The sequence below is a fragment of the Vreelandella arcis genome, from assembly GCF_900103865.1.
GTDB lineage: Bacteria > Pseudomonadota > Gammaproteobacteria > Pseudomonadales > Halomonadaceae > Vreelandella > Vreelandella arcis.
Map to the genome: position 1 here is coordinate 92,183 of NZ_FNII01000005.1, position 24,679 is coordinate 116,861.

At 54.9% G+C, this 24,679-nt stretch carries 23 protein-coding genes and 1 pseudogene; 7 read left to right on the plus strand and 17 right to left on the minus strand.

Annotated elements, in window-relative coordinates; all coding sequences use genetic code 11:
• Window positions 1-6 precede the first annotated feature (6 nt).
• The 5 genes from ispG to der all read left to right on the plus strand — a co-directional run bounded on the left by ispG (window position 7) and on the right by der (window position 5,763).
• Window positions 7-1,122: a flavodoxin-dependent (E)-4-hydroxy-3-methylbut-2-enyl-diphosphate synthase gene (gene ispG / locus BLR97_RS07215; protein ID WP_089704168.1), complete on the plus strand. Its 1,116-nt coding sequence runs from the start codon at window positions 7-9 to the stop codon at window positions 1,120-1,122.
• Between the two features lie 34 nt (window positions 1,123-1,156).
• Window positions 1,157-2,458 (plus strand): histidine--tRNA ligase, encoded by a 1,302-nt coding sequence (gene hisS / locus BLR97_RS07220; protein WP_089704171.1) that lies wholly within the window; start codon window positions 1,157-1,159, stop codon window positions 2,456-2,458.
• Window positions 2,459-2,540: 82 nt separating this feature from the next.
• Window positions 2,541-3,200: a YfgM family protein gene (locus BLR97_RS07225; protein ID WP_089704173.1), complete on the plus strand. Its 660-nt coding sequence runs from the start codon at window positions 2,541-2,543 to the stop codon at window positions 3,198-3,200.
• Entirely contained in the window at window positions 3,197-4,363 is a 1,167-nt protein-coding gene (gene bamB, locus BLR97_RS07230; protein ID WP_089704176.1) for an outer membrane protein assembly factor BamB, read from the plus strand. Before BLR97_RS07225 ends, bamB begins: the two co-directional genes overlap by 4 nt.
• Window positions 4,360-5,763, plus strand: a complete 1,404-nt coding sequence (gene der, locus BLR97_RS07235; protein WP_089704179.1) for a ribosome biogenesis GTPase Der — start codon at window positions 4,360-4,362, stop codon at window positions 5,761-5,763. The genes bamB and der overlap by 4 nt, the downstream gene beginning before the upstream one ends.
• 11 nt (window positions 5,764-5,774) lie before the next feature.
• Here der and BLR97_RS07240 read toward each other — a convergent pair whose 3' ends face one another.
• Window positions 5,775-6,644: an ATP-binding protein gene (locus tag BLR97_RS07240; RefSeq protein WP_089704183.1), complete on the minus strand. Its 870-nt coding sequence runs from the start codon at window positions 6,642-6,644 to the stop codon at window positions 5,775-5,777.
• A 99-nt stretch (window positions 6,645-6,743) separates the two neighbouring features.
• Between BLR97_RS07240 and BLR97_RS07245 the strand changes: the two genes are divergently transcribed.
• Complete coding sequence (locus BLR97_RS07245) at window positions 6,744-7,538, plus strand: M48 family metallopeptidase (RefSeq protein WP_089704187.1); 795 nt, start codon at window positions 6,744-6,746, stop codon at window positions 7,536-7,538.
• Window positions 7,539-7,615: 77 nt separating this feature from the next.
• Here the strand turns inward: BLR97_RS07245 and BLR97_RS07250 are convergent, their stop codons facing one another.
• The 8 genes from BLR97_RS07250 to BLR97_RS07285 form a co-directional block, all read right to left on the minus strand.
• Complete coding sequence (locus BLR97_RS07250) at window positions 7,616-8,665, minus strand: YeiH family protein (protein WP_089704190.1); 1,050 nt, start codon at window positions 8,663-8,665, stop codon at window positions 7,616-7,618.
• A 211-nt stretch (window positions 8,666-8,876) separates the two neighbouring features.
• Complete coding sequence (locus BLR97_RS07255) at window positions 8,877-9,881, minus strand: Ldh family oxidoreductase (protein WP_089704193.1); 1,005 nt, start codon at window positions 9,879-9,881, stop codon at window positions 8,877-8,879.
• Window positions 9,878-10,816, minus strand: coding sequence for a hydroxyacid dehydrogenase (locus BLR97_RS07260; RefSeq protein ID WP_089704197.1), 939 nt, complete (start codon window positions 10,814-10,816; stop codon window positions 9,878-9,880). The genes BLR97_RS07255 and BLR97_RS07260 overlap by 4 nt, the downstream gene beginning before the upstream one ends.
• Before the next feature lie 70 nt (window positions 10,817-10,886).
• Window positions 10,887-11,387: a tripartite tricarboxylate transporter TctB family protein gene (locus BLR97_RS07265; RefSeq protein WP_089704199.1), complete on the minus strand. Its 501-nt coding sequence runs from the start codon at window positions 11,385-11,387 to the stop codon at window positions 10,887-10,889.
• A complete protein-coding gene (locus BLR97_RS07270) occupies window positions 11,387-12,916 on the minus strand; it encodes a tripartite tricarboxylate transporter permease (RefSeq protein ID WP_089704202.1) in 1,530 nt (509 codons plus the stop codon). The genes BLR97_RS07265 and BLR97_RS07270 overlap by 1 nt, the downstream gene beginning before the upstream one ends.
• Window positions 12,917-12,935: 19 nt before the next feature.
• Window positions 12,936-13,901, minus strand: a complete 966-nt coding sequence (locus tag BLR97_RS07275) for a tripartite tricarboxylate transporter substrate binding protein (protein ID WP_089704205.1) — start codon at window positions 13,899-13,901, stop codon at window positions 12,936-12,938.
• Window positions 13,902-14,067: 166 nt separating this feature from the next.
• Entirely contained in the window at window positions 14,068-15,237 is a 1,170-nt protein-coding gene (locus tag BLR97_RS07280) for a UxaA family hydrolase (protein ID WP_089704208.1), read from the minus strand.
• Window positions 15,238-15,239: 2 nt separating this feature from the next.
• The gene (locus BLR97_RS07285; RefSeq protein WP_089704210.1) at window positions 15,240-15,524 is read right to left on the minus strand and encodes a UxaA family hydrolase; all 285 of its coding nucleotides are present in this window, start codon (window positions 15,522-15,524) and stop codon (window positions 15,240-15,242) included.
• Window positions 15,525-15,737: 213 nt separating this feature from the next.
• On the opposite strand from BLR97_RS07285, the gene BLR97_RS07290 reads away from it, so the two are divergent.
• Window positions 15,738-16,463 (plus strand): GntR family transcriptional regulator, encoded by a 726-nt coding sequence (locus BLR97_RS07290; protein ID WP_089704213.1) that lies wholly within the window; start codon window positions 15,738-15,740, stop codon window positions 16,461-16,463.
• Between the two features lie 76 nt (window positions 16,464-16,539).
• Here the strand turns inward: BLR97_RS07290 and aroE are convergent, their stop codons facing one another.
• The 8 genes and pseudogenes from aroE to BLR97_RS07330 all read right to left on the minus strand — a co-directional run bounded on the left by aroE (window position 16,540) and on the right by BLR97_RS07330 (window position 24,653).
• Window positions 16,540-17,358: a shikimate dehydrogenase gene (gene aroE / locus BLR97_RS07295; protein ID WP_089704216.1), complete on the minus strand. Its 819-nt coding sequence runs from the start codon at window positions 17,356-17,358 to the stop codon at window positions 16,540-16,542.
• Window positions 17,355-17,878, minus strand: a pseudogene (locus tag BLR97_RS07300) (coproporphyrinogen III oxidase); the annotation flags it as partial. The gene aroE and the pseudogene BLR97_RS07300, both read right to left, overlap by 4 nt.
• 295 nt (window positions 17,879-18,173) lie before the next feature.
• Window positions 18,174-19,196: a YeiH family protein gene (locus tag BLR97_RS07305; protein WP_089704219.1), complete on the minus strand. Its 1,023-nt coding sequence runs from the start codon at window positions 19,194-19,196 to the stop codon at window positions 18,174-18,176.
• Window positions 19,197-19,203: 7 nt separating this feature from the next.
• Window positions 19,204-20,367 carry a cystathionine beta-lyase gene (gene metC / locus BLR97_RS07310; protein ID WP_089704224.1) on the minus strand — a complete coding sequence of 388 codons (1,164 nt, stop codon included), beginning with the start codon at window positions 20,365-20,367 and terminating at the stop codon, window positions 19,204-19,206.
• Window positions 20,351-21,958, minus strand: a complete 1,608-nt coding sequence (locus BLR97_RS07315) for a rhodanese-like domain-containing protein (RefSeq protein WP_089704227.1) — start codon at window positions 21,956-21,958, stop codon at window positions 20,351-20,353. The genes metC and BLR97_RS07315 overlap by 17 nt, the downstream gene beginning before the upstream one ends.
• A gap of 13 nt (window positions 21,959-21,971) precedes the next feature.
• Window positions 21,972-22,577, minus strand: a complete 606-nt coding sequence (locus BLR97_RS07320; RefSeq protein WP_089704231.1) for a cysteine dioxygenase family protein — start codon at window positions 22,575-22,577, stop codon at window positions 21,972-21,974.
• Window positions 22,578-22,611: 34 nt separating this feature from the next.
• On the minus strand, window positions 22,612-24,165 hold the full coding sequence (locus BLR97_RS07325; protein ID WP_089704234.1) for a tripartite tricarboxylate transporter permease: 1,554 nt from the start codon (window positions 24,163-24,165) through the stop codon (window positions 22,612-22,614).
• Between the two features lie 2 nt (window positions 24,166-24,167).
• Complete coding sequence (locus BLR97_RS07330; protein WP_089704237.1) at window positions 24,168-24,653, minus strand: tripartite tricarboxylate transporter TctB family protein; 486 nt, start codon at window positions 24,651-24,653, stop codon at window positions 24,168-24,170.
• Window positions 24,654-24,679: the final 26 nt, after the last annotated feature.

Below are 24,679 nucleotides of genomic sequence, written 5' to 3' on the forward strand. Positions count from 1 at the left end.
CGACTTATGCACGCTCAATCGCCCATCCAGCGCCGAGCTTCACGTAAAATCCACGTGGGGAACGTGGCGGTGGGGGGAGATGCCCCCATTGCCGTTCAGAGCATGACCAACACGGACACGCTCGACGTGGCTGCGACCGTGGGGCAAATTCAACAGTTAGAGAAAGCCGGGGCTGATATCGTGCGCGTGTCAGTCCCCGATATGGACGCCGCCGAAGCCTTTGGCAAAATCAAACGTTTAGCAAACGTGCCGCTGGTCGCCGACATTCACTTTGACTATAAAATCGCCCTGCGGGTGGCCGAGTTGGGCGTCGATTGCCTGCGCATCAACCCCGGTAACATTGGCCGTGAAGACCGCGTAAAAGCAGTGGTCAGCGCCGCCCGGGATCATGGCATCCCCATCCGTATCGGCGTTAACGCGGGCTCTTTAGAAAAAGATCTGCAAAAAAAATACGGTGAACCCACCCCTGCGGCACTCGTCGAGTCCGCCATGCGCCATATCGACTACCTGGATCGCCTGGACTTCCCCGAATTCAAAGTCAGCGTTAAGGCGTCGGATGTGTTTATGGCGGTCGCTGCCTACCGCGATCTGGCCACCCGGATCGAACAACCGCTGCACTTGGGTATTACCGAGGCAGGTGGGCTTCGTTCAGGCACGGTCAAATCCTCTATTGGCCTGGGCATGCTGCTGATGGATGGCATCGGCGATACCATTCGCGTCTCGTTGGCGGCCGACCCGGTCGAAGAGATCAAAGTCGGCTACGACATGTTGAAAAGCCTGAAACTGCGGTCAAAAGGCATCAACTTTATTGCCTGCCCAAGTTGTTCACGGCAGAATTTCGATGTCATCAGCACCATGAACCAGCTTGAAGAGCGGCTGGAAGACGTGATGACCCCCCTCGATGTCTCGGTCATTGGCTGCGTTGTTAACGGACCGGGTGAAGCCAAGGAAACCGATATCGGCCTCACCGGCGGCAGCCCCGCCAACTTGGTGTATATCGACGGTAAACCTGCCAGCAAATTGCGCAATGACCATCTTGTCGATGACTTGGAGCGGCTGATCCGCGACAAAGTGCGCGAAAAACAGCAGCAAGAAGAAAATACGATCGCCCGCAGCGTTTAATCGTTTTGCGAGATAGCCGACCAGGGAGTTTGCCTTGAGCAAGTCTGTAGCCAAAAAAATTCAAGCCATCCGTGGCATGAACGATCTATTGCCCAGCGATAGCCCACGCTGGCAGTTTTTTGAAGAGAAAGTTCGTCAGTTAATGCAGCGCTACGGTTTTGCCGAAATACGCATGCCGATCGTCGAGCAAACCGCCCTATTCGCACGCTCTATCGGCGAAGTGACCGACATCGTCGAAAAAGAGATGTACACCTTCGAAGACCGCAACGGTGACAGCCTCACCCTGCGTCCCGAAGGCACCGCAAGCTGCGTCCGCGCCGCCATGGAACACGGTCTTCTGTACAACCAAACCCAACGGTTGTGGTACCAAGGGCCGATGTTCCGTCATGAGCGCCCGCAAAAAGGCCGTTATCGCCAGTTTCATCAAGTGGGCGTCGAGGCGTACGGGTTTGAAGGCCCGGATATTGATGCTGAAGTCATTTTGCTGTCTGCCCGGCTATGGCAAGAATTAGGCTTGATGGAGCACGTCACGCTTGAGCTTAATTCGCTGGGTTCCAGTGAGGCCCGCGCCGCCTACCGCGACAAACTCGTGGCCTACTTTGAACAGCATCGCGAGATGCTCGACGAAGACTCGCAGCGGCGGTTAACCAGCAATCCGCTGCGTATTCTCGATTCCAAAAATCCCGCCATGGCCGAGATGCTCGATAACGCACCACGCCTGATGGATAACCTCGACGAACCATCGCAAGCCCACTTTGAGCAGCTAAAAACCATGCTCGACGCGGCGGGTATTGCGTATGTCATCAACCCACGTCTTGTGCGCGGGCTCGACTATTATTCGCGCACCGTGTTCGAGTGGACCACGACGGCGCTAGGCAGCCAAGGCACTGTGTGCGCCGGCGGCCGTTACGATGGATTGGTTGAGCAACTCGGTGGCAAGCCCACGCCAGGGGTCGGCTTTGCCATGGGGATTGAACGACTTATTTTGCTGCTCGAAACCCTCGACCTGGTGCCTGACGAGGCGCTAGGCGGTTGTGACGTGTACCTACTGCCAATGGACGATACGGCCACTATTGCTGCCATGACGCTAGCAGAACAGCTGCGTAGCGAACTGCCGTGGCTGCGGATGCAGCTTCACTGCGGCGGCGGTAGTTTCAAAAGCCGCATGAAAAAAGCCGATAAAAGCGGTGCGCCCTTTGCGCTGCTATTAGGGGAAGACGAAATAGCCGAGCAGGCTATCACGCTCAAAGCCTTGCGCGACGACCAGGCCCAACAACGCATTCCCCAATCAGCGTTGGCCCATACACTCAGCGAGCAGCTGACGCACTCTCAATAAACGGGCTGCAGGTTGTCCTGCATCTCAATCCATTATGACCGCGGCACCAAGGCGGCGGTTATCGTTGAATAGGAGGCCGCCCGTGGCGGAGCTTAGAAGCGAAGAAGAGCAGTTGGATGCAGTGAAGCGCTGGTGGAAAGAAAACGGCACGTCATTGATAGCCGGTGCTGCCCTTGCCGCTGCTGGCGTTTTTGGCTGGAACGCTTGGCAAGACTACCAAGCCGGGAAAGCGGAAGCGGCATCGATACGTTATCAACAGCTCGTCAGCCTGTCAGCAGGGGACGACATGAACGACTCCCAGCTTAGCCAAGCACGCGAGTTGGTCGATGAGATTGTCAGCGAGCACGACGACACATTGTATGCCGAGCTCGCTTTGCTGCTGGAAGCCCGTCTGGCCGTCCAGCAAGACGACCTGGACAGCGCCACGGCGGCACTCACCGAGGTAGCTGAATCGTCGTCTCGGCGCTACGTACAAAGCCTGGCGTGGCTGCGTTTGGCGCGTATCGCCATCGCCAACGACCAGCCTGAACGTGCCCTGGAATGGCTCAGCGAACCGATTACCGAAGCCTTAGCCGCGCAGCAAGCCAACGTACAGGGCAATGCCTACCTGGCACTTGGCCAAACTGATGAGGCCCGCGACGCTTGGCAAAACGCCCTTGAGCTGGCACAGCAACAAGACCAACCGTTGTATGGCGTGCAGTTCAAGCTTGACGATCTCGGCGCTGAGGAGACAGCTCAATGAACCCTATGTTTTCAACCCCAATAATGCGCGTTGCCCTAGGCGCCACCGCACTGGCCTTGTTAGCCGGTTGCGCGACCCAAAGCGAACCTGCTTATACTCCCAAAGAACTGAGCAGCATCGAGGAAAGCTCGACCCTTGAGAGCCTTTGGCAGCGCGACGTAGGCGACGGGCTGGGGCGTGCGCGTTACCCGATTGCACCGGCGCGCGAAGGCGATAATGTGTTTGCCGCCGACGCCGAAGGCGTGGTGATGTCCTTCGCGGCTGACAGCGGCGAAGAACGCTGGGAAGTCGACCTCGAGACACCCGTTTCAAGCGCGCTAACCGCGATTGCCGGACAGGTCTACCTGGGAACCCGCAACGGTGAAGTCATTTCACTGGATCAACGCGACGGCAGCGTTAACTGGCGCTCACGGGTGTCCAGCGAAGTATTAGCTGCTCCGCAGGCCAACCCACAATTACTGGTTGTGCAAAGCATCGACGGACAGGTCACCGCCCTCGATCGCGAAAGCGGTGAAGAGCGCTGGGTATATACCAGCTCTCAGCCATCGCTCACACTGCGTGGCACCGGCACCCCATTGGTCATCGAGCCGGTCAGCTTCGTCGGCCTCGCCAATGGCCGCTTGGCTACCCTCGACAACCGCAACGGCCAACCACTGTGGGATATGCAAATTGCCACCCCCAGTGGCCGTAGCGAAGTCGAACGCCTGGTCGACCTCACCGGCCAGCCCGTTCTCAGCCAGGATGGCCGCCTGTTCGTTACCAGCTATAACGGCCGACTGGTCGCGCTGGAAGCCACGCGCGGTAGCGTAATCTGGGAGCGTGAATTATCGAGCCGCCACGCGCCTGTGTTAGTGGGTGATTACCTGTTTGTAGTGACCGATGAAAGCCACGTTGTGGCCATCGACACCAACAACGGCCAGGAAGTATGGCGTAACGACGAATTAGAAGACCGCTGGCTAACTGCGCCTGCATTTGCCGATGGCCGTTTGGTTTTCGGCGACTTTGAAGGCTATCTTCACCTGATCGATGCCCGAGAAGGTGACCTTGTTGGCCGCACCGAGATCGACGGTTCTGGCATTAGCGTCCCCGCCGTCACCGAAGGCGACGTGATTCACGTCTTGGCCAATGACGGACACTTAGAAACCCTGGAAGTCTCTCCATGACACCCGTGATTGCGTTAGTCGGCCGCCCCAATGTGGGCAAGTCGACGCTGTTTAACCGCCTGACCCGCTCGCGGGATGCGCTGGTGGCCGACTTTCCAGGCCTTACCCGCGACCGCAAGTACGGCAATGGCATGCTGGGCAACAAAGCCTATACGGTAATCGACACGGGCGGCATTAGCGGCGACGAAGAAGGCATCGACGCCGTGATGGCCGAACAGTCGCTAGCGGCGATCGACGAAGCCGATATCGTCATGTTTATGGTCGATGCGCGGGCGGGGTTGAACGTGGCCGACCAGGCCATTGCCAATCACTTACGGGTCAATCAGAAAAAGACCTGGCTGGTGGTCAATAAAACCGACGGCCTGGAAGAACACTCGGCGATGGGCGACTTCTGGTCGCTGGGCCTCGGCGATCCTTGGCCGATTGCCGCCGCCCACGGGCGCAACGTCTCGACCTTAATGGATACCGTGCTTGAGCCCTTCCCCGAGCGCGACGCCGACATCCCTGCCGACACCGGTACAAAGGGCATTCGTATCGGCGTTATCGGACGTCCCAACGTAGGTAAATCGACGCTGGTCAATCGCCTACTGGGTGAAGAACGCGTGGTGGTCTTCGACGAAGCCGGCACAACGCGTGATGCTATCGAAATTCCTTTCGAGCGACGCGGCAAACCCTATGTGCTGGTCGATACCGCCGGTGTCAGGCGTCGCAAGAACGTCAGCGAAATCGCCGAGAAGTTCTCGATCATCAAGACCCTCGACGCAATCAAAGCGTGTCACGTGGCGGTCATGGTGCTGGATGCGCGCAGCGGGCTGGTTGAGCAAGACCTGCACCTGCTCGATTACGTGCTCACCACCGGTCGTGCGCTGGTATTGGCGGTTAACAAATGGGACGGCCTGGAAAGCGACGCCAAGGATAAAATGCGCAACGAAATTAAGCGCCGCCTGGGCTTTGCCGACTACGCCGAGATGCACTTTATCTCGGCGTTGCATGGTACCGCCGTTGGCGACCTTTATCCGTCGATTGAGCGCGCCTTTGATGCCGCTAACGCCCACTGGTCCACCAACCGCTTAACCACTTTGCTGCAGGACGCCGTCAGCCAGCACCCACCGCCGATGATCCATGGGCGACGCATCAAGCTGCGCATGGCCCACCAGGGTGGTAGCAACCCGCCGATTATCGTTGTGCATGGTAATCAGACCGCCTCTCTCCCTGACGCCTACCGCCGCTATTTGACCAACACCTTCCGCAAGGTGTTGAAAGTGCGCGGCACCCCTATGCGCTTCGAGTTTCGCTCCGGCGATAACCCGTTCGATCACATGGCGGGCGCCAGCGACAAAGAGAAGGCTAAAAAGCGCGAACTTAATCGCACCAAAGAAGCGCGTAAAAGCCGCCGTTGATCGCTACATGTCTAGCCGTTGGCGTGTAACCTTTTGCGGCCTACCCAGTGGGCCGCAAACTGCCAGGCAGTGCGGCCGCTGCGCCCGCCGCGCAAGGTCGCAAAGCGCAGCGCCTCGGCGCGCGCCGCGTCATCAAAGCTAACCTCACCGCCTACGCGCTCGACCCAATGGGCGCACATGTCCAAATAGGTAGCCTGGTTGAACGGATGGAAGCTCAGCCACAAGCCAAACCGATCCGATAGCGATATTTTTTCTTCCACCGCATCGCCATGGTGCAACTCCTCTCCCACGAGACGCGTGCCGCTGTTGTCGTCCATCGATTCAGGCAACAAATGCCGTCGGTTGGACGTCGCGTAGAGCAGCACATTCTCAGGCGGGCCGGTCAACGCGCCATCCAACACGCTTTTAAGCGCCTTGTAGGCATCATCGTTGCCTTCAAAGGAAAGGTCGTCGCAATACACTACAAACCGCTGGGGTTGATGGCGCAGCTGTTCTACCAGTATCGGTAAGCTTGAGAGCTCGTGCCGGTCGATCTGCACTAAGCGCAGCCCTTCGCCAGCTAATGCGTTTAGCAGCGCGCGCACCACCGACGATTTACCGCTGCCTCTCGCCCCCCACAACAGCGCGTGGTTGGCAGGCAAACCGCGTAAAAACGCGCGGGTGTTGTCCACCAGCGCCGCCTTTTGCCGTTCAATGCCTAGCAAGTCATCCAGCGTTAACGCATCGCGCGGCGGCACCGCCACTAACCTACCGCCTAACGGGTGACGCTGCCACAGTGCGGCAACCTCGGTTTGCCAATTGACCGGCTCGGGTGCTGGCGGCAACCAGTGGTCTAAGTGGTCGAGTAACTGTGTTAACCGCTGACTCAATTCGGCATCCATAAAGCCTCTCTTAATGAATTATGCTCACGAGAATTGATTTACCCCGTACACTAGTTATCTTGTGTGCTAGGAATTCACTCGTTGAAAAGGAAATATCCCATGCGCTGGCTTCGCCCTCTCGCTATCACTGCCCTATGTGCATCTATCGCAGCTTGCACAACGTCGCCCACCGGACGTTCGCAGCTATTGCTGTTGTCCGATGAAGAACTCAATAACATGGGCAGCCAAGCCTTCAGCCAATATCAACAAGAGTTGCCAGCAGCCGGCCAGGCAAGCCAGCGTTACGTGCAATGTATCGCGGATGCCGTCGTCGCGGAACTCCCCCAGGCGCAGCAACAGCTCGACTGGCAGATCCGCGTCTTTGAAGAAGAAACCCCCAATGCCTTTGCCCTGCCCGGCGGCTACATGGGCGTGCATACCGGCATGCTGGATATCGCTACCAGCCAAGACCAGCTAGCCTCTGTTGTTGCTCACGAAATCGGCCACGTACTGGCCAAGCACGCCAATGAGCGAGCCTCGACCCAAAGCGCTACTCAGCTAGGCCTCTCGGTAATTTCCAGCACCGCGGGCATTCAGAGCGAACAACTGATGGGGGTATTGGGAATGGGGGCGCAATACGGCATTATGCTGCCTTTCTCACGCCGCCATGAAAGCGAGGCGGATACTATCGGGCTGCAACTAATGGCTCAAGCCGGGTTTGACCCGCGAGCCAGCGTTACCCTCTGGCAGAACATGCAAAAAGCAACTAGCGGCGGCCAACCGCCGGCCTGGATGTCGACCCACCCCAGCCAAGGCCAGCGGATAGACGGGCTGGAAGCCGATATGAATAACGCCCTGGCCACTTACGAGCAAGCCCGCAACAATGGCCGTACGCCTAACTGTCCGCGCCCATAACCGTTCGGAAATCTCGCGGACGATAATGACCTCCTCAGCCGGCGCGCCATAGCGCGTCGGCTTAGTCTACTATGCCCCTATAGCCCCGCAAACAGCACCACACCAAGCACGATGGCCAGCAGTAGCACCGTTTCCAGAACCATTAGTATCACCGGCTTCCACCCCACCACCGCAAGTTTCTGGAATGACGTTTTGATACCCAGTGCTGCAATCGCCGTGACGAGACACCAACGAGACAGCGTCGACATCCCCTCATTCACCGACTCGGGAATCAACCCCAAACTGTTAACCACGACCAAAATCACAAAACCCACCAGGAAACCCGGCAGCCTCGGCACTTTTCCCGACGCTCCTCCCTCTTGACGCGACGCTCGAAAAAGCCACATGAAAATCATCACTGCCGGCACTAGCATGGCTACTCGCACCAATTTGACCAGTGTTGAAATGTCGCCTGTTTCATCCGAGATCATATAGCCAGCACCCACCACTTGAGCCACATCGTGGATAGTGCCTCCCAAGAAGATCCCGGCTTGGACATTAGCCAGCTCTAAAGCTCCAGCGATCAATGGGTAAATCACCATGGCAGCGGTTGAGAGTGTGGTCACACCCACCACCGTGAGAATGGTGTTACGTTCACTGTTCTCATGACGCGGCATCACCGCTGACAGCGCCAATGCTGCCGATGCACCGCAGATGGCAACCGACCCTCCAGTCAACAGGCCAAGATCACGCGGTAAACCCAGCATCCTCGCCAAAACCGCGCCCGACAGAATGACGATGGCCACCGAACCAATCACAGTGAGCACAGGCACGATGCCCAGCTCACCCACTTGCTCGAACGTCATCCTCGCTCCCAGCAGTGCCACTCCCAGGCGAAGGACGGTGCGAGCGGCAAATTCGATACCCTCACGACAACGCCCCTCTTCACTCAAAAAGTGCAGCGACATACCAAATAGCAACGCATACAGAAGCGTTGGGCCTCCATAGTGGTCAGCGATAAACGTAGTGGCCAGCGCGATGGTGACGCACACTAACAGACCACGACCAATATCGCGGACGTTACCAACCTGACGGATCAACCGAGAAGACCAACCAGCCTCAGGTGTCGTGAATATTGGTGGCTTCATGTGCCTACTCTCCTAGTACTGGCATGCCCGTCCAAAAGCATGTGGCGCTGTGAGGTTGGCTTTTAACCTCAACAATGGCGTCGATTGTTATGGCCGTGACAACCCTTGCAAAGCGCCGGAACGCTTTGCTGATCTGAATTATCAAGAGACATCATGGTCGCGTTAGTAGCTTAGGAACCTACCGGCCCAGTGCTGAGGAAAAATAAGCTATTCAGCTTCCTTCAGCATGGGCCTTTAGAGCGGCCACGACAGAGGTGGGCAACATGACGTGGTCATTTTGCTCTCGACGCAATTGAAAGCGACGATCTCCAGGCATACGTACACCAGGCTGTTCCTGCATCGCGGCAAATAAACTCTCGGCATGCTCAACGAAACCCGATGAGAAACGCTGCGGATCGAACAGCAAAATCAGATGACCAACGCCAGGCGGCGCACCGTCAGCGTCGAAAAAAGAACTTGCCTGGAAGCCGAAATGACTACCTGAAAGCCCCGCGGTGAGAAGTTCTACCATCAGTGCCAGGGCCGCCCCTTTTGCGTCACCGGCGGGCACCATACTGCCCGCAATTGCTTCATCAGGGTTGGTTGTTGGGTGACCTTCAACATCCAGCGCCCAGCCTTCTGGGATCGACTCTCCCCGCTTCTTTGCCATCATCACCTTGCCGCGCGCGACCTTTGATAGCGATAGATCGATCAGCAGCGGATCACCGTCACGGCGAGGGCATGCAAACGCAATAGGATTGGTGCCAAACAAGGCTTGATTACCCCCCCAGGGTGCCATCGCCGAGGGCGCATTGCTGAAAGCCAAGGCTAGATAGCCACGACGAGCCGCGGCCTCTACCGGCGCTCCTGCCACACCAAAGTGATGGGAACGAGCGATGGATACTGCGGCAATCCCAAGCCGATCCGCGCATTCATAGCCAGCTTTAAGGCCCTGGTCGACGGCTGGGAAAGCCAAACCATGCCCTGCATCAACGCGTACCACGGCGCCATTAACCTCTATATGTGTGACCGCCGAGGCATCGACCTTGCCGCTAGCTGCCTGGTCTAGATAGAAAGGCAACCGCGACAGACCATGAGAGGCTAGCCCGTCTAGCTCAGCCGCCAGCAACGCCTCGACAGTCACCGTGGCCTCAGCCTCACCGAAGCCTTTACCGCGCATCGCCGCTACAGCCAACTCCCGGGCCTGCTTGAGTGTGAGCTCGATGTTATCGTTCATACGCTCACCTCTATCCACTCTAATACCTCACGGACATTGTCGGCGGTCATCTGACTGATACGTGCGTTGGATTCCTCAGTGACACCGGCGATGTGTGGCGTCAGGATAAGATTCGGCACACCGTCAAGCACCGAGCCACTCGGCAGGGGTTCCTGCTCAAAGACATCGAGCAACGCTCCGGCCAATCGACCATCAGTCAGCGCCGCTGCCAACGCCCTTTCATCCACAATGCCGCCCCGTGCGGCGTTGACCAAAATGGCATCGTGCTTCATGCGCCTTAAGGCCTCATCATCAATCAGATGACGTGTCTCATCGGTCAGGGGCACGTGAAGACTGACCGCATCAGACACTTCCAGCAATGTTGCGAGGCTATCTTGGCGTGCCACACCGGCCCATTCAGGCGCATCTGCCGCTAGATGCGGATCGAAAGCAACCACGTTCATACCCAGGGCAAGCGCCCGCCGTGCCGTCTCGCGCGCGATGGCTCCAAAGCCGACCAGTCCTAGCGTACAGCCGCTCCCTTCGCGACCGATCAACGCCTGGCGGGGCCATTCTCCTGCCAACATTGCCTGGCTGGAGAAGTAAGCCTGGCGGCGCAATATCAGGATACCGGTCAGCACATACTCGGCGACCGAACTGCCATTGCCGCCATGCGCCGGTTTAACCACGACGCCTTGAGCTTCACAAGCCTCTAGATCGATGTTGTCGAGCCCCACACCTAATCGCCCAACAACCTTGAGGTGGGGAGCGGCCGCCAATAATTCGGCATCTACCTGGGTGCGGTTGCGCACGATGATAGCGTGAGCGTCGGCAACGGCCTCAAGCAGAGCCCGGCGATCATCGACCAGCCCTGTATCAAAGGTCACCTCGAAGCCGTCTTTAAGGCTCAGGACAGCTCCCTCATCCATAAACTCGGTAATGACAATTTTATTCATAGGTATTTTGCTCCTGTTACCGAGCCAGACCCGGTATCGGTTGTTGTATGCCGCGACAGAGACCGATTGATTACATCCACCACCGCCCCACCGGCAGAGGCACATTGAGCAGTAAAGCAAACAGGCCGTAGAAACATGCCACCAGTACGATGCCGCTGATCAGGTGCCCTATTAGCCGCCGTGGTGTCCAGGGACGGTATTGAGCAATCATCATCAAGGTAACGAAGCTCACCAGTCCCGCCAGCAGAAAGCCCGCCCATGGCATGATTAATGCCCAGACCGTCATCGCTAACACCAGCAGTACCCGCCGCGGGGTCGACCCCCGGTCTCGCTCGGTGTTGCTTGATACCCCGCGCATTATCAGTTGGCCAAGCCGCAGTACCCCCGAAAAGATGGTCACTATCGCGATGGTGACGGGGAAAATAGCACCAAGCTGGCTCATGTCCTGACTCTGCCATAGACAAATACCGCCTATAGCGATGAACAACATTGGCATCAGGAACTCGGAACGCGCCGAGCAAGCTGCCTGGATACCAGGCAGTGTTTTACTTCTAGAGAGCCCCTTCGTCATTACAAAACCTCCTGATGAGGATCACCCGCACCGTTCGGGTTACGCCGCCGGGCACGGCGAGCCTTGATCAGTGGATAGAAGACGCTGAGAATCGACAGAGCGATGATCGTCAACGAAATCGGTCCACCAAAGAACATCACGGCATAGGAACCACTTGCCCGCCCCATCAGAAAACCCTGCACAAAGCCCTGCTCGGCGATAGGCCCCAGGATCAGGCCCAGCACGATCGGCGATGGTTTGAAGCCATAGCGGTTAAGCAGCCATCCCATGACGCCCAAGGTCAGCATGATGATCACGTCGCTGACGCTGTTGCGGATCGCATAGGTACCAATCACCGTCATGAACGCAATGGTGGGAACAAGCAACGCCTTGGGAACGCTAATGATGGATTTGAAGGCATAGCGGCCGATCAGCAATCCCAATGGCAGCAGCAAACAAGTGGCAATAAACAGCCCTGCAACGAAGGTGTACGTGATGTTGGCGTTGGTGGTGAAAAGCTCAGGCCCGGTACGAAAGCCCTGCACTAACAAAGCGCCCAGGATCACGGCATCCGGCGGTGTGCCCGGAATACCCAACACTAACGTCGGGATAAAACCGCCACCCACGGTGGCATTGTTGGCCGCTTCGGTCGCCAGCACCCCCTGGGGGTTTCCCTTGCCGAAGGAACTGGAATCCTTGGCGGCACGTCTGGCTTCCGAATAAGACACCAGACTGGCAATCGACCCGCCGGCGCCGGGCAAGATCGCTACCCCCGTGCCGATGGAGGCCGAACGCAACAGGTTGAGCTTGCCGATCCAGGCGTGTTTAAGGCCCTCACGCAAACGAATGCCACGCTGTTCTTCATCGACCTTAAGGTGGGATTCAGGGGTAGCGACCAGGTCAATCAGCACCGGAATGCAGTACAGCCCTATTAACGCCGAGACTATTTCGATACCGCCCAGCAACACCTGGGAGCCGAACGTGTAACGAATATCTCCCCCCACCACCGCCACACCGATGGTGGATAACAGCAGCCCGAAGCCCGCGCCCATAAAGCCTTTTAGGGTAGACCCCTCGGACAGCGCTGAAATCAGCGTGAGCCCGAAAATGGCCAGCCAGAAGTACTCCACAGGCCCGAAGCTGAGCGCCACCTGAGCCAATAACGGCGCCAGTGTCAACAACGCCAACACACCGACCAGGCCCCCAACAACCGAGGCCAATGTCGAAAGGGTTACCGCAAGATCACCGTCTCCCCGTTTGGCCATCGGAAAGCCATCAAACGTTGTGGCTATCGCCGAGGGTGTCCCCGGCGTGTTGACCAGAATGGCTGAATAGGAGCCGCCATAGATCGCCCCGGTGTAAATGGCACCCAGCATGATGAGTGCCGACTCTGGCGCCATGCCGAAGGTCACCGGAACGAGCACGGCCACGGCCATGGTAGCCGAAAGGCCGGGCAGCGCCCCGATGATGATCCCTGAGGCGACACCCAACAGCGCCAACCCCAGGTTTAACGGTGACAGAGCGCCTAGTGCATGACTAAAAATTTCCATACGACGCCTCTCCCGGAGGTTACTCGATCAGGCCGAGTTCACGCGCAGACGCCTCGTAAACATCCATGCGCTCCGCCATGAAGGCATCCACTTCTTCCAACGGAACATCCATTAGCACGAAGCCAAGATCCTGCATCTCTTCCCGGAACTGAGGGTTCTGGTTGATCTGCTGGAAGATATCAGAGAGCTGCTGCTGAACGTCCTCAGGGGTTCCCTCGGGTACCGCCATGCCGCGATAAGCGCCACCGACCATGTCATAGCCAAGCTCCTGGAAGGTAGGCACATCCGGGAACATGGGGTGACGTTCCTCAGAAGCGACCGCCAGCATACGGACTTTGTCCTGGTGGTTGGCCGCCACTGTGGTGTAACCCCACTCTGCCTGTACCTGTCCGCCTAACAGCGCCGTAACGGCTGCGCCGGTTCCCTTGAACGGAATATAGGTTGTGGTGACATCTGCCAACTGCTGGAAACGCGTATTGGCGACATCGTTGGCACTATAGGTGCCGCTACCGGAAAAGGTGACAGCCCCGGGCGCCTCTTCGGCCGCCTGAATCAAGTCATCCAGGGTCTCATGGGGGCTATCATTGCGAACCAGGATGGCATCGGGTGAATAGTGGAAATAGAAAAAGTTGTTGAGTTCTTCGGTCTTGAAACCGACATCCTGCCCCATGGGCTTGAGGATAATATGTGGCAGGTTGGATCCCATGATCGTGTGGCCATCAGCCGGCATGTCAGAGAGCTGAGACCAACCTACAGCGCCACCGCCGCCAGGCATGTACTGCACAATCAACTGCTCGCCGGTGATTTCTTCGAAGTACTTCTGCTGTAGCCGGGCGCTGATATCGGACTCACCGCCAGGGCCGAAGGGGATCACGTATTGAACATTCTTTGAAGGAAAGTCGTCCGCCAGAGCCACTGTGGTCAGAGCGCTGGCGAGGGACAAGCCGAGACCGGTCGCTAGACCGATGGAAATTGAGAGTCGCATGATTCATTCTCCAAGTATTGTCGTTGTCATTGTCGTTGTTAACTTGCGAGCCAACAGCACCGTGCTTGCACTACATTCACGGTGCACGGTAGAAAACACTCCCTCCTATTGTGGTGGTTAATTGATGAAGGCGACGCCCCAACATCTTTAAGGGCGCCAAAAAGCATCAGGCACTTTCGTAGAGACGCGTCAGTACGAATTCACGATGCCCCAGAGCCTCAGCCGCAGTGTGACGACCATTAGCGGTACGCAGCGTCATTTCCAACAACGCGTCACCCGCCTGATCCATATCCATCTCGCGTCTGAGGATATGCGTCACATCGACATCAACATGCTCGCTCATGGTACGCATGGTGCGTGGGTTGGCGCAGACCTTGATGACCGGCAAGATGGGGTTGCCGATAACATTGCCCTGACCGGTGGGGAAGTAATGCACGACATAACCGGCCGCCGCACACAGCGTCACCATCTCGGCCGCCGCCGACGATGAGTCCATGAACCACAGCCCTGACCCGGTGGGTGCTTCGGCTTTATCGAGCACACCGTCCACCATACAGCGCTTACCAATTTTCTGGATGTTGCCAAGCGCTTTCTCTTCGATAGTCGTCAGGCCACCTTCAATATTGCCCTTGGTTGGCTGGGACTCAGAGAGATCACTGGTTTTGTGGCGATCAATCATGTCGCTGTAGCGGTCGAACATCGCCTGGAACTGCTCACGCACCTCGGGCGTAGCGCATCGCTCGGCGACCAGATGCTCGCCACCGGTCAGCTCGGATGTTTCACCAAAGACCAAGGTACAGCCTGCGTCGTAGAGCTTATCGAAGGCGTTACCGGTGGTTGGGCAGGACGCCAGGCCAGAGGTGGTATCGGACTCGCCACACTTGGTAGAGACCCATAGCTCACTAATGTCGCACTCTTCACGCTGCAGCTCGCTGGCATGCTGCACAAACTCGCGCGCCTTTTTGGAAGCCGAGCAGATAGTATTGTGATCGCCGTTCTGCTCGATCCAGAAACCTTCAACAGGCTTGCCGGTGGACTTGATGCCATCCACGACTTTATTGGTCCAGCCCGGCTCGATACCAATCACGATCACCGCAGCAACGTTGGGGTTACAACCAATCCCAATCAGGGTGCGAAAGTGCAGATCCAGATCTGGGCCGAACTGCAACCGGCCATAGGCATGGGGCAACGCCAGGGTGCCCTTGATATTATTGGCGACGGCTTCGGCGGCAGCGTTGGAAATGTCGTCAACTGGCATAACGATAACGTGATTACGGACACCGACACGTCCGTTCTCGCGACGATAGCCCAGAAATTTGCGACCTTTGATTTCCATTTTTACCACCTCTTGGTTTTAACGTTGTGGACGTGCAGGTGCTCACCCTGCTTGATCGGCTTGATCACGCGACCAATATCGACGCTGTACTTAATGACGGTGTCATTCTCTGCCAGATCGCGGATTGCCAATTTATGACCAATCGGGATGGGATCATTGACGGTGAACGTAATGGTCTGATCTCCCTGCATAACCCACCCCGTCAACTCCTGACCGGCCTGAATCCCCTCGACCACCGCGACGCCGACGCTATCGTCGGTATCATGCACTACGAAGTCGATGCTCATGATGTCTCCTCTCAACGTGTGAGGTTTATTAACGTTGTCTCGATGCCCACTTGTGAAAACCACGGTGAGTCAGATGCTGTGAAGCCTCCACTCATATATATGATATATGATAGATGTTAGCAAGTCCTCTACATGTTTTTTTGATATTATTGTCTTGAGTAACCTAATTGACGTTATTGAATACCCGGCTAGCAGCACTCCAAGGAACCGAACATGAACGACCAGTCGACACCGAGCTATCGCCCGCTATACCAACAAATCAAGGAAGCACTGGTGTCACGTATCGTATCGGGCGCCTGGCCGCCCGGAACCTTCATTCCTAGCGAGTCAGCCCTATCGCAGGAATACGGTGTTAGCGTGGGAACACTTCGCAAAGCAGTCGATGCATTGGCTAACGACCATGTCGTTATTCGTCATCAGGGGAAGGGCACCGTCGTTGCTATGCACGACAGCGATAGCTCATTATTTCAGTTTTTTCACCTCATGCGTCTGGACGGTACTCGCTCGCTGCCCATTTCCCAGGTACTACTACGCGAGCGGCGGTCGGCCACTGTCGAGGAAGCGAAGGTATTGGGGATTGCGGCAAATGCAGAGGTGGTGCATATACGGCGGATCAGGGTCTTAGACGAGGTGCCAGCACTGCTGGAGAATCTGGTAGTGGACGCAGCGCGCTTTCCGGCACTGGAGAGCGAACCTCAGACATTGCCAAATACGCTCTACCAGCTCTACCAGCAGCGGTTTAAGCAGAGCGTTGCAAAAGCGGAAGAGCGTTTATTCGCTGTTGCAGCAGACGCTCAGGATCAGAAACATCTAGGGGTAGAGGTAGGCTCTCCGCTACTGGAGGTTCGTCGTATTGCGCGAGGGCTGCAGGGAGAGGCGCTTGAATACCGCGTCTCTCGCTGCGAGACGCAGCAACACTGCTACTGGAATGAGCTCTAACTACTTGGGCTTTAATCCCTCGGTGAGCCAGATACTGGCTATCTGCTGCCACAACCGAGTGTTGTAACGTAGGGCCTTAATAGTTCAACGACTGGCGTAGCCGCGCACGCACCGAGGCCGTCTCAGGGCGCACATTGCGCCACAGGAAAAACGATTCCGCGGCTTGCTCGACCAGCATTCCCAATCCATCTAACAACTTCGCCCCGCGTGGCCCAGCCCACTGAAGAAACACCGTCGGTTCAGCGCCGTACATCATGTCGTATGCCCAAGCGTTGGGCGCAAACAGAGAATCAGGTAATGGAGGAAGCTCACCCGTCAGGCTAGCGCTGGTGCCGTTGATCACAAGATCAAACGTGCCTTTCAAGCTATCAAATCCGCCGCCTTGTATAGCGCCAAGATCGGCAAAGTCTTCGGCTAGCTGATCGGCCTTAGCTGCTGTCCGGTTAACCACCACCAGCGAGGCTGGCTGCTCGTTGAGTAGCGGTTCAATAATCCCCCGGACAGCACCGCCTGCGCCCACCACCAACACACGCTTTTGGGTAAGCGACACACGATGAAACGCCAAATCGCGCACCAGCCCAATACCGTCGGTGGTGTCACCGTAGGTAAGGCCGTTACCCCCAGCGATCAACGTATTCACGGCACCCGCGCGGCGGGCACGATGACTGAGTGTATCGCATAGCGTAACGGCGTCCGTTTTAAACGGCACCGTCACGTTGGCCCCACGCCCACCGTCGGCGAAAAACTGCCGCCACGCCTCAGCCAACGCGTCTACTGGCGGCTCAATAGCCTCATAGTCAATGTCCTGACCTGTTTGCCGGGCAAAATCAGCATGAATCATCGGCGATTTGGAGTGGCCGACGGGATTGCCAAAGACACCGTAACGATCAGTCATAGAACCTCCTCGCCACGCGTCCTGGAGGCTTCGTCGAGCCAGTCACGGGGCACAAGATAAGCATTGAGTCGCGCTTCAGGGCTGTCGTTCTCAGGCACGAACGCATACTCCCAGCGGGCGAGCGGCGGCATCGACATCAAGATCGACTCGGTACGTCCACCGCTTTGCAGGCCAAACAACGTGCCTCGATCCCAGACGAGGTTGAACTCCACGTACCGGCCACGACGGTAGAGCTGAAATTCCCGCTCGCGTTCGTCCCAGGCATCCGCTTTGCGGCGCTCGACAATCGGCAAGTAGGCGTCTAGAAAACTATCGCCAACGGCACGCTGAAATGCAAAAAGCTACCGTCGTTGAGATCGTCAAAAAACAGCCCGCCCACGCCGCGGGTCTCATCGCGGTGCTTGAGGTAGAAATACTCATCGCACCAGGCTTTGTAGCGTGAGTAAACGTCGTCGCCAAACGGTGCGCAGGCGGTTTTGGCGACCTGATGCCAATGCACGACGTCGTCAAATACCGGGTAGCTATTGGGCTTCGAGTCTCATTGCTCTCGCACGCATATCTGGCCGCCTCATAGGCGATTCCTATTCGTCGGGCCAGGAGTTTGCCTTCAGCTTTCTTCAGATTCCGCCTCGCGACGGACGCCCTTTGCTGTTCAGCTAACGGTTCCCGCTATTTTCATCCCCAAGTCATCTAGCTAGCCACCACAGCTGACCAGATAGCGCCTGAAAGGCGCTGCGCGTCATGCCTAACACACAATAAAAAGCGGGGAAGGATACATTATCCGCCCCCGCTTTTAAGCAGCATGAACAAAACGCTCATTTTTGCAGCAACATGACTAAGCCTAAAATGAAAGATGCAAGAAAAAGTGTCTCTGCCGCAAGCATTACTATGGCCGTACCCCCTACTGAAATGATGCCGCGCAGGGAGGTCTTAATTCCGACAGCAGCAATGGCAACCAAAAGAGCCCAGCCCGAAATCTCGGTCAAAAAGGTTTGCAATACTTCAGGAATAAATCCAAGCGAGTTCAGCAAGGCAAGCAACGCAAACCCCAATAGAAACCCAGGCAAGATTTGCGTGCGACTTCCTTCTTTAGAGGCGAACATCTGGCGTACCCTCAAAGATAGCAACAGAACAACTGGTGCCAGCATAGATACGCGGATCAACTTGACCAGCACAGCTATTTCACCCGTCTCATCAGAAATAGAGAACCCAGCCCCAACAACTTGGGCTACATCATGAATAGATGCCCCCAAGAAAATACCGGCTATATCAGCATCGAAACCTAAAACTTTCACCAGCACTGGGTAGATGATCATAGTAAGCGTACTTAGCACGGTCACACAAAGCACAGTGAGCGTCAGATCACGGTCGCCACCTTTGCGCGAGGGCAAAACTGCGGCGATAGCCATAGCGGCGGAGGCTCCGCAAATCGCGACTGATCCTCCTGTCAGTAGTCCAAGGTCGTTATCTCGTCCCATGAGCCGAGCAATTAAAATGCCAAACCCGATAGTAAGAAAAACGCCGAAAATGACACCGATGATAATCATCGGCCCGAGATTGAGTAAAATTTCCCAACTCACACGCACCCCTAGCAGTGCCACGCCGAAACGTAGCACGCTGCGAGCAGTGAATTGGATACCTACGTAGGTACGCGGATCATCGCAAAGAAAATTTAATGCCATACCGAGTAAAAGTGCCATAAGCATAGCTGGAGCACCGTAATGCTCAGATAGAAATTTCGCAGCCATAGCAACGAGAACGGAAACCAGAAATCCCTTCATATTCTCATTGAGAATAAAGGAGATTTTTTGAGACCGTTCATGGATTCGTACCTGCATCACGACCTTATCCTTTTATTGTAAGTACGGATAACGCCGTATCGAGGTCGGCAATCAGGTCATCAATATGCTCGAGGCCAGCGTGGAACCGGACTATCTTCCCTCCCTTTGGTAGTCCGATAAGCGAAGCTCTACTTCGATCTGGCGAGATTGGCATAGCAAGACTTTCGAATCCTCCCCAACTACTACCAATACCAAATAGCTGTAAGCTGTTTAGCAAAATCTCCAGATCAACCCCCGCTATGAGGGCCACACTTAGCAAGCCATTAGATCCGCTGGCATCACGTGCCCAGATATCATGCCCCGGATGAACAGGCAAGCCTGGGTGCAAAACACGTATAACCTCAGGCCGCTCAGCGAGCCAAGTCGCTAGAGCAAGTGAATTTTCCTCGTGCCGTTCAAGCCGTAAAGATAAAGTGCGCATACCCCTCAACGTTGCATAAGACTCGTCCGGCGCAAGTGTCTGACCCGTGACATGTGCGGTTTTACGTATTTTACTAGCAGCCTCACCACGCGCGCTCACAGCTCCCATCATTACATCGGCATGTCCACCAAGGTATTTAGTCCCCGCTATAATGGATACATCACACCCCAGCTCTAGAGGGCGGTAGAGCCAACCGGATCCATAAGTGTTGTCTGCTACAACGATCAAGTCCGCCTTATGAGCGCTTGTGCACAGCGCAGGTAAGTCCATAACCTCGTAAGTTTGAGAACCGGGTGATTCGACAAAAACGAGATTAGTATTCTCTTTTACGTAAGGGGTAAGGTCAGTGGTATCTGAAGGAAAGAGGTCATAGGTTACACCAAACCGTTGTAAAACCTCATCACAGCAGGCTTTAGTCGCCCCAAAGATGGTATCAACAAGCAGGAGGTGATCGCCTGGACGTAAAAGTGCCATCAGGACAGAAGAAATGGCCGCCACACCAGTGGGATAAAGCCATGCACCCTCACCACCCTCGAGATCAGCGATTGCTTCCATCAGTGCATGAGCGGTGGTAGTTCCGCGCCTGCCATAGGAAAGCACGCTATCATCTGATTCCCGCATGTGCTTAGTTAAGTTATAGCTTTCCACCGTATTGTGAATAATCGTCGATGCACGTATCACAGGAGGGTTAGCAGGGCCTGGTCGGGCTGGCTGCCCGTAGTGACATAGTTTAGTTTCCCGCTTCATGACACATTGACTCCAGTTCTGATGCCACAAGAGGTTTAAGCACTGAGCGTTCCTGCTCGTCTAGCTGGCTTAGGAGATTTAATTCCCAAGCAAGATATTGACGTGCAGCTTCCAGATTGTCGTCATGTCTATCGTGGACAAAAAAGAGGAAGTCTATGCACTCCCTTTCTGTCGGTGTATAGGGAGTAGCAATAACTTGGTATCCAGTATCTCGCCAACTTTCTGGTGTTCCCACACAACCTGCTACATCCTCGGCGCCGAGCTCGGTTAACCTCTGCATTACTCCATACACAAGATCCGTGCTCTGACCGATGACAATGATGGGGCTCTTCTTATCTTCGACTTTGGTAAGATTCGCACGGTTGACCCACTCTGCACTCTCAATATGTGCCTTTCGGTAGGCCATTCCACGCGAGGCATCAAAGAGCTGCGCGCCCTGCAAAATGGATTGAGCCACATCGCGGAGAGGAATTTCTTTCGTCAGCGTCACTGATGGCTTAATTTCAGCCCCTCTTTCATCACCTTTCCGAGCATCGGCCTCAAGAACAAAAACGTCATGCCCCATACCCTTGAGCCAAATTGCAGTCCCTGCCGCACGAAGCCCCAAATCATCGCTTAGAACAACCTGTGCTTGGCGAGTCCCCAAAAATTCGTCTGTGGCTTGAACTAGCTGTCCACCTGGCGCATGACGTGCACCAGCCCAGTGCGCTTTGAGATACTCTTCTTCCGTGCGGACATCGAACAGAAAAGTAGTGCGTAATTTGTTATCTAGCATCGTTTGCAACTGCACGGGAGTAACTTTTTTTAGTCCAAACTGTGCTATCAGCTTTTCTGCTCGGCTATTTGCAAGTTGTTCAGCATCCGCGCTAAGAACAGGCAGTGCTTGTGGCACTTCACCATGGCATAGATCGAACCCTGATAAACGCCAGCCCTGTGTACCGTTGCGAAGTGCTAGCACTGGGTTTTTCAGCCCTAGATAGCGCAAAGATTGCGCGCCGATAATTGACCGAGTTCGACCGGCACAGTTGATCACCACTGGAGTATTCTGATCAGAAAGTAATTCTGGCAGCCGATAAGCTAGTTCAGCATTTGGACAGGACATCGCTCCAGGCAGAGACATCTTCTGAAACTCTTTCGGGGAACGCCCATCAAGTATCATCACTGGCATATTGTGTTGTTGCATTTCGTGGAGATCTTCAGCGGAAATAGAGGGTGTCTCACAGAAATGCTCGACTAGTTCGCCAAAACTCTTGGATATAACATTTACCCCCTTAAACAGGGTATAACCTGCTTCAGCCCAGGCGGGAGCTCCACCATTTAGTACAACAAGGTTGGCGTAACCCATCTCCACCATTCTTGCATGGACTAAGTCAGCCACGCCGTCCCCGGCATCCATAAGAATGCAGAGCGTCTCAAAACAGGGCACCAAAAGTGGTGCGCAAGTTTCAATGATGCTGTACGGCGCATTTACGCTGAGAAAAGGATGCCCCTCTCCATATTGACCATGTTCACGAACATCGAGAAAGGCATACTCTTTAGGTTCAGCCAAAAGTGCCTTCAGATCATCGGCGGAAATTTTTCTAATCGGCATTATTCACTCCGTTTCAGGTTCTAGTTTTCACACCGACGGCCATGATTTTGTATGTATTATTTTCTAGATCAAACACCTTACGTTCAGTCAGCGTCTCAAGTGGGCGGCCATAAAAATGCAAGTGACGGATGATCTGCTCATCACGAATTTCAACGCTATGTATGTCATCTGGCATGAGTGCAACAGAGGTTCCAGGGCGTATTTCAAACACCTCTTTCACACTCAATTCGGCATAACCTTCTTTACTACCATCATCATGGCGTTCGTAAAGGGTATTGAGTTCACTCCCTTCAACAGCAGCAATACAGGCCCAGGTCGTGTGATCGTGTGGCAAAATCTTTTTACCAGAGCGCATCACATTAAGATAAAGCGAAATTCCTGTATCGCTTTCCGATGCTATAAGATAGCGGGCCTGTAGTTCACCTTCTTCTGGTGGCGAAAATGCTGTATCTGTCCAAAAGTCGCTATACCCGGCCAATGCTTCAACATCCTTACGAATGTCGTTCAGCAAATTCCGGGTCAGCTCCCCCACATCAAGACGACTACGAGCATTCACAATGAGATTTTTTACAGCCTCTGAGCGTTTAGCGGAAAGATTAGTGATATTCGAAGACGACATGCAAAGTGCTCCTTTTAGTAAGTAAGGCGGGATATTAGTTACTAGTTCCGGCCGAAAAGTAGCTTGCGCGTAGATGGCGTAAACCACGTAAGATGGGGGCGATCCACATCACCGCAGCTAAGAGCAACATCGCTACGCTGATAGGATGATTAACAGGATCAATAAAGACGAACCAACTACCGCGAGAGATCGACAGGGAGTTAGCGATGGAAGCTTCCATCTGACTACCCAGAACTAAGCCGAGAATGGCTGGGCCAAGTGGAATATTCGAAACTTTCATCAAATAGGCCACTACACCCGCTCCCAGAGCCACCCAAACGTTGAACAAATTATTGCCATCGGAGTAGGCGCCTAGCAAACAAAGAAGAAGGATAAGTCCGACCATTACATTTTTTGGAATTGAAAAAACCAAGCGCGAAACTGTTCGGATCACAATATACGCAACAGGACCCATCAAAATATTGCATGCGAGGAAGGCCACCATAATCATCCAGGCGATATCGGCATGCTGAGTAAATAGAAGAGGCCCCGGCACTAGGCCGTGTAATGCCATTGCCCCAATAAACAGTGCCGAAGTGGAATTACCTGGAATTCCAAGCGAGAGAAGCGGCACCATGGAGCTAGCTGTTACTGCATTGTTGGCCGCTTCAGGAGCAGCGATTCCTTCGGGTGCACCGTCATCCCATTTTGGCTCACCCGCTCGACCTTCAAACTTTTTTCGAAAGCGCCTCCCGGCTTGGTCGTAGGCGATGTATATCGCCATCAGCATTCCCGCCCCAGGTAGCATGCCGATCAAATTGCCGATAGTAGCGCTCGTCAGCCATGTCGGCACAAGACGGCAGATCAAGCTTCGACCGAGATGCATAGAGCCGATTTCCGGTAACTTCTCGCTTTCATTATTATCACGACGCCCTTTTATCTGATCCTGAAGTAGATCAAATACGGCAGCGACACCAAAAAGTCCGACAAGAATAGGTACGAAAGGAATACCTTCGATTAAGTTGACGCTACCGAAGGTATAGCGTGGATAGCCTGTAACTTGGCTAAACCCGATGGTAGAGATTAAAAGCCCCAGGGCGGCAGAAAGTATGCCTTTCAGTACATTACCGGAGAGTAGGCCTACCACACTGGATAGCCCCAGAATGGTGAGAGCAGCATTCTCGACATAGCCGAAGCGCAATGCGATTGTGGCTAGAACCGGCGCGAAGACAAGTAGAACCAATGCGCTCAGAAGCCCACCTAATACGGAGGAAGTCATTGCGATAGAAAGTGCTTGACCCGCTTGCCCTTTACGGGCCATCGCATTGCCATTGACCGTGGTTAAGAGTGCAGAAGCCGTACCTGGCACTCGTATCATAATTGCAGGAATAGCACCTCCCGCCGCCGCTGCACAGTAGATACCGACCATTAGTGCCAACGCCTGCTCCGCCGGTAGGCTGAAAGAAAAAGGAATAAAAACGGCAAAAGCGATATTTTCATTCATACCAGGGATGGAGCCGACGATAAGGCCAGCAAAAACACCTATAGCTAACATCATTAAAACGCTAGGTTGTAAGAGCTCAGTAAATCCAAGAACAATCTGATCCATGGTCAAAGTCCCGGTGCAATGAAGGACAGAAAGGATTTCGGCAGGCGAACGTTGAGCACTAGCACGAAGAGTCCGTAGGTCACTAAGGTAATGAATATTGAAATCATTAGGGCACGACTAAGCCGACATACTCCACCGAGCCACAGCATGCCCAGCATCAGAAAGAAAGTTGAAAGTCCGAAGCCAATCCCAACGGACAGAGCTCCTCCCCAAAGTATGACAACAACAACGGCCAATGCGATTGCACCAAATTCATTTATAGGCAAAGCACGACTCTCATCGGAGAAAAACGACCTTAAAAAAATCACTAGCCCACATAATGTCAAAATGAGAGAGATAATCAGTGGAAAAGTCCGAGACCTCGGATCAAAGTCTATGGCGAGATATGTCGCGCCTGCGCCAAAAACAATCAAAATAGCTCCCATCCATATATCTGGATCGCTATAAAAACGGCGGAAAAACGCCAGGGTGTTGACGATAGTCGGCATAGGAAAACCTCAGGAACAGACAACCA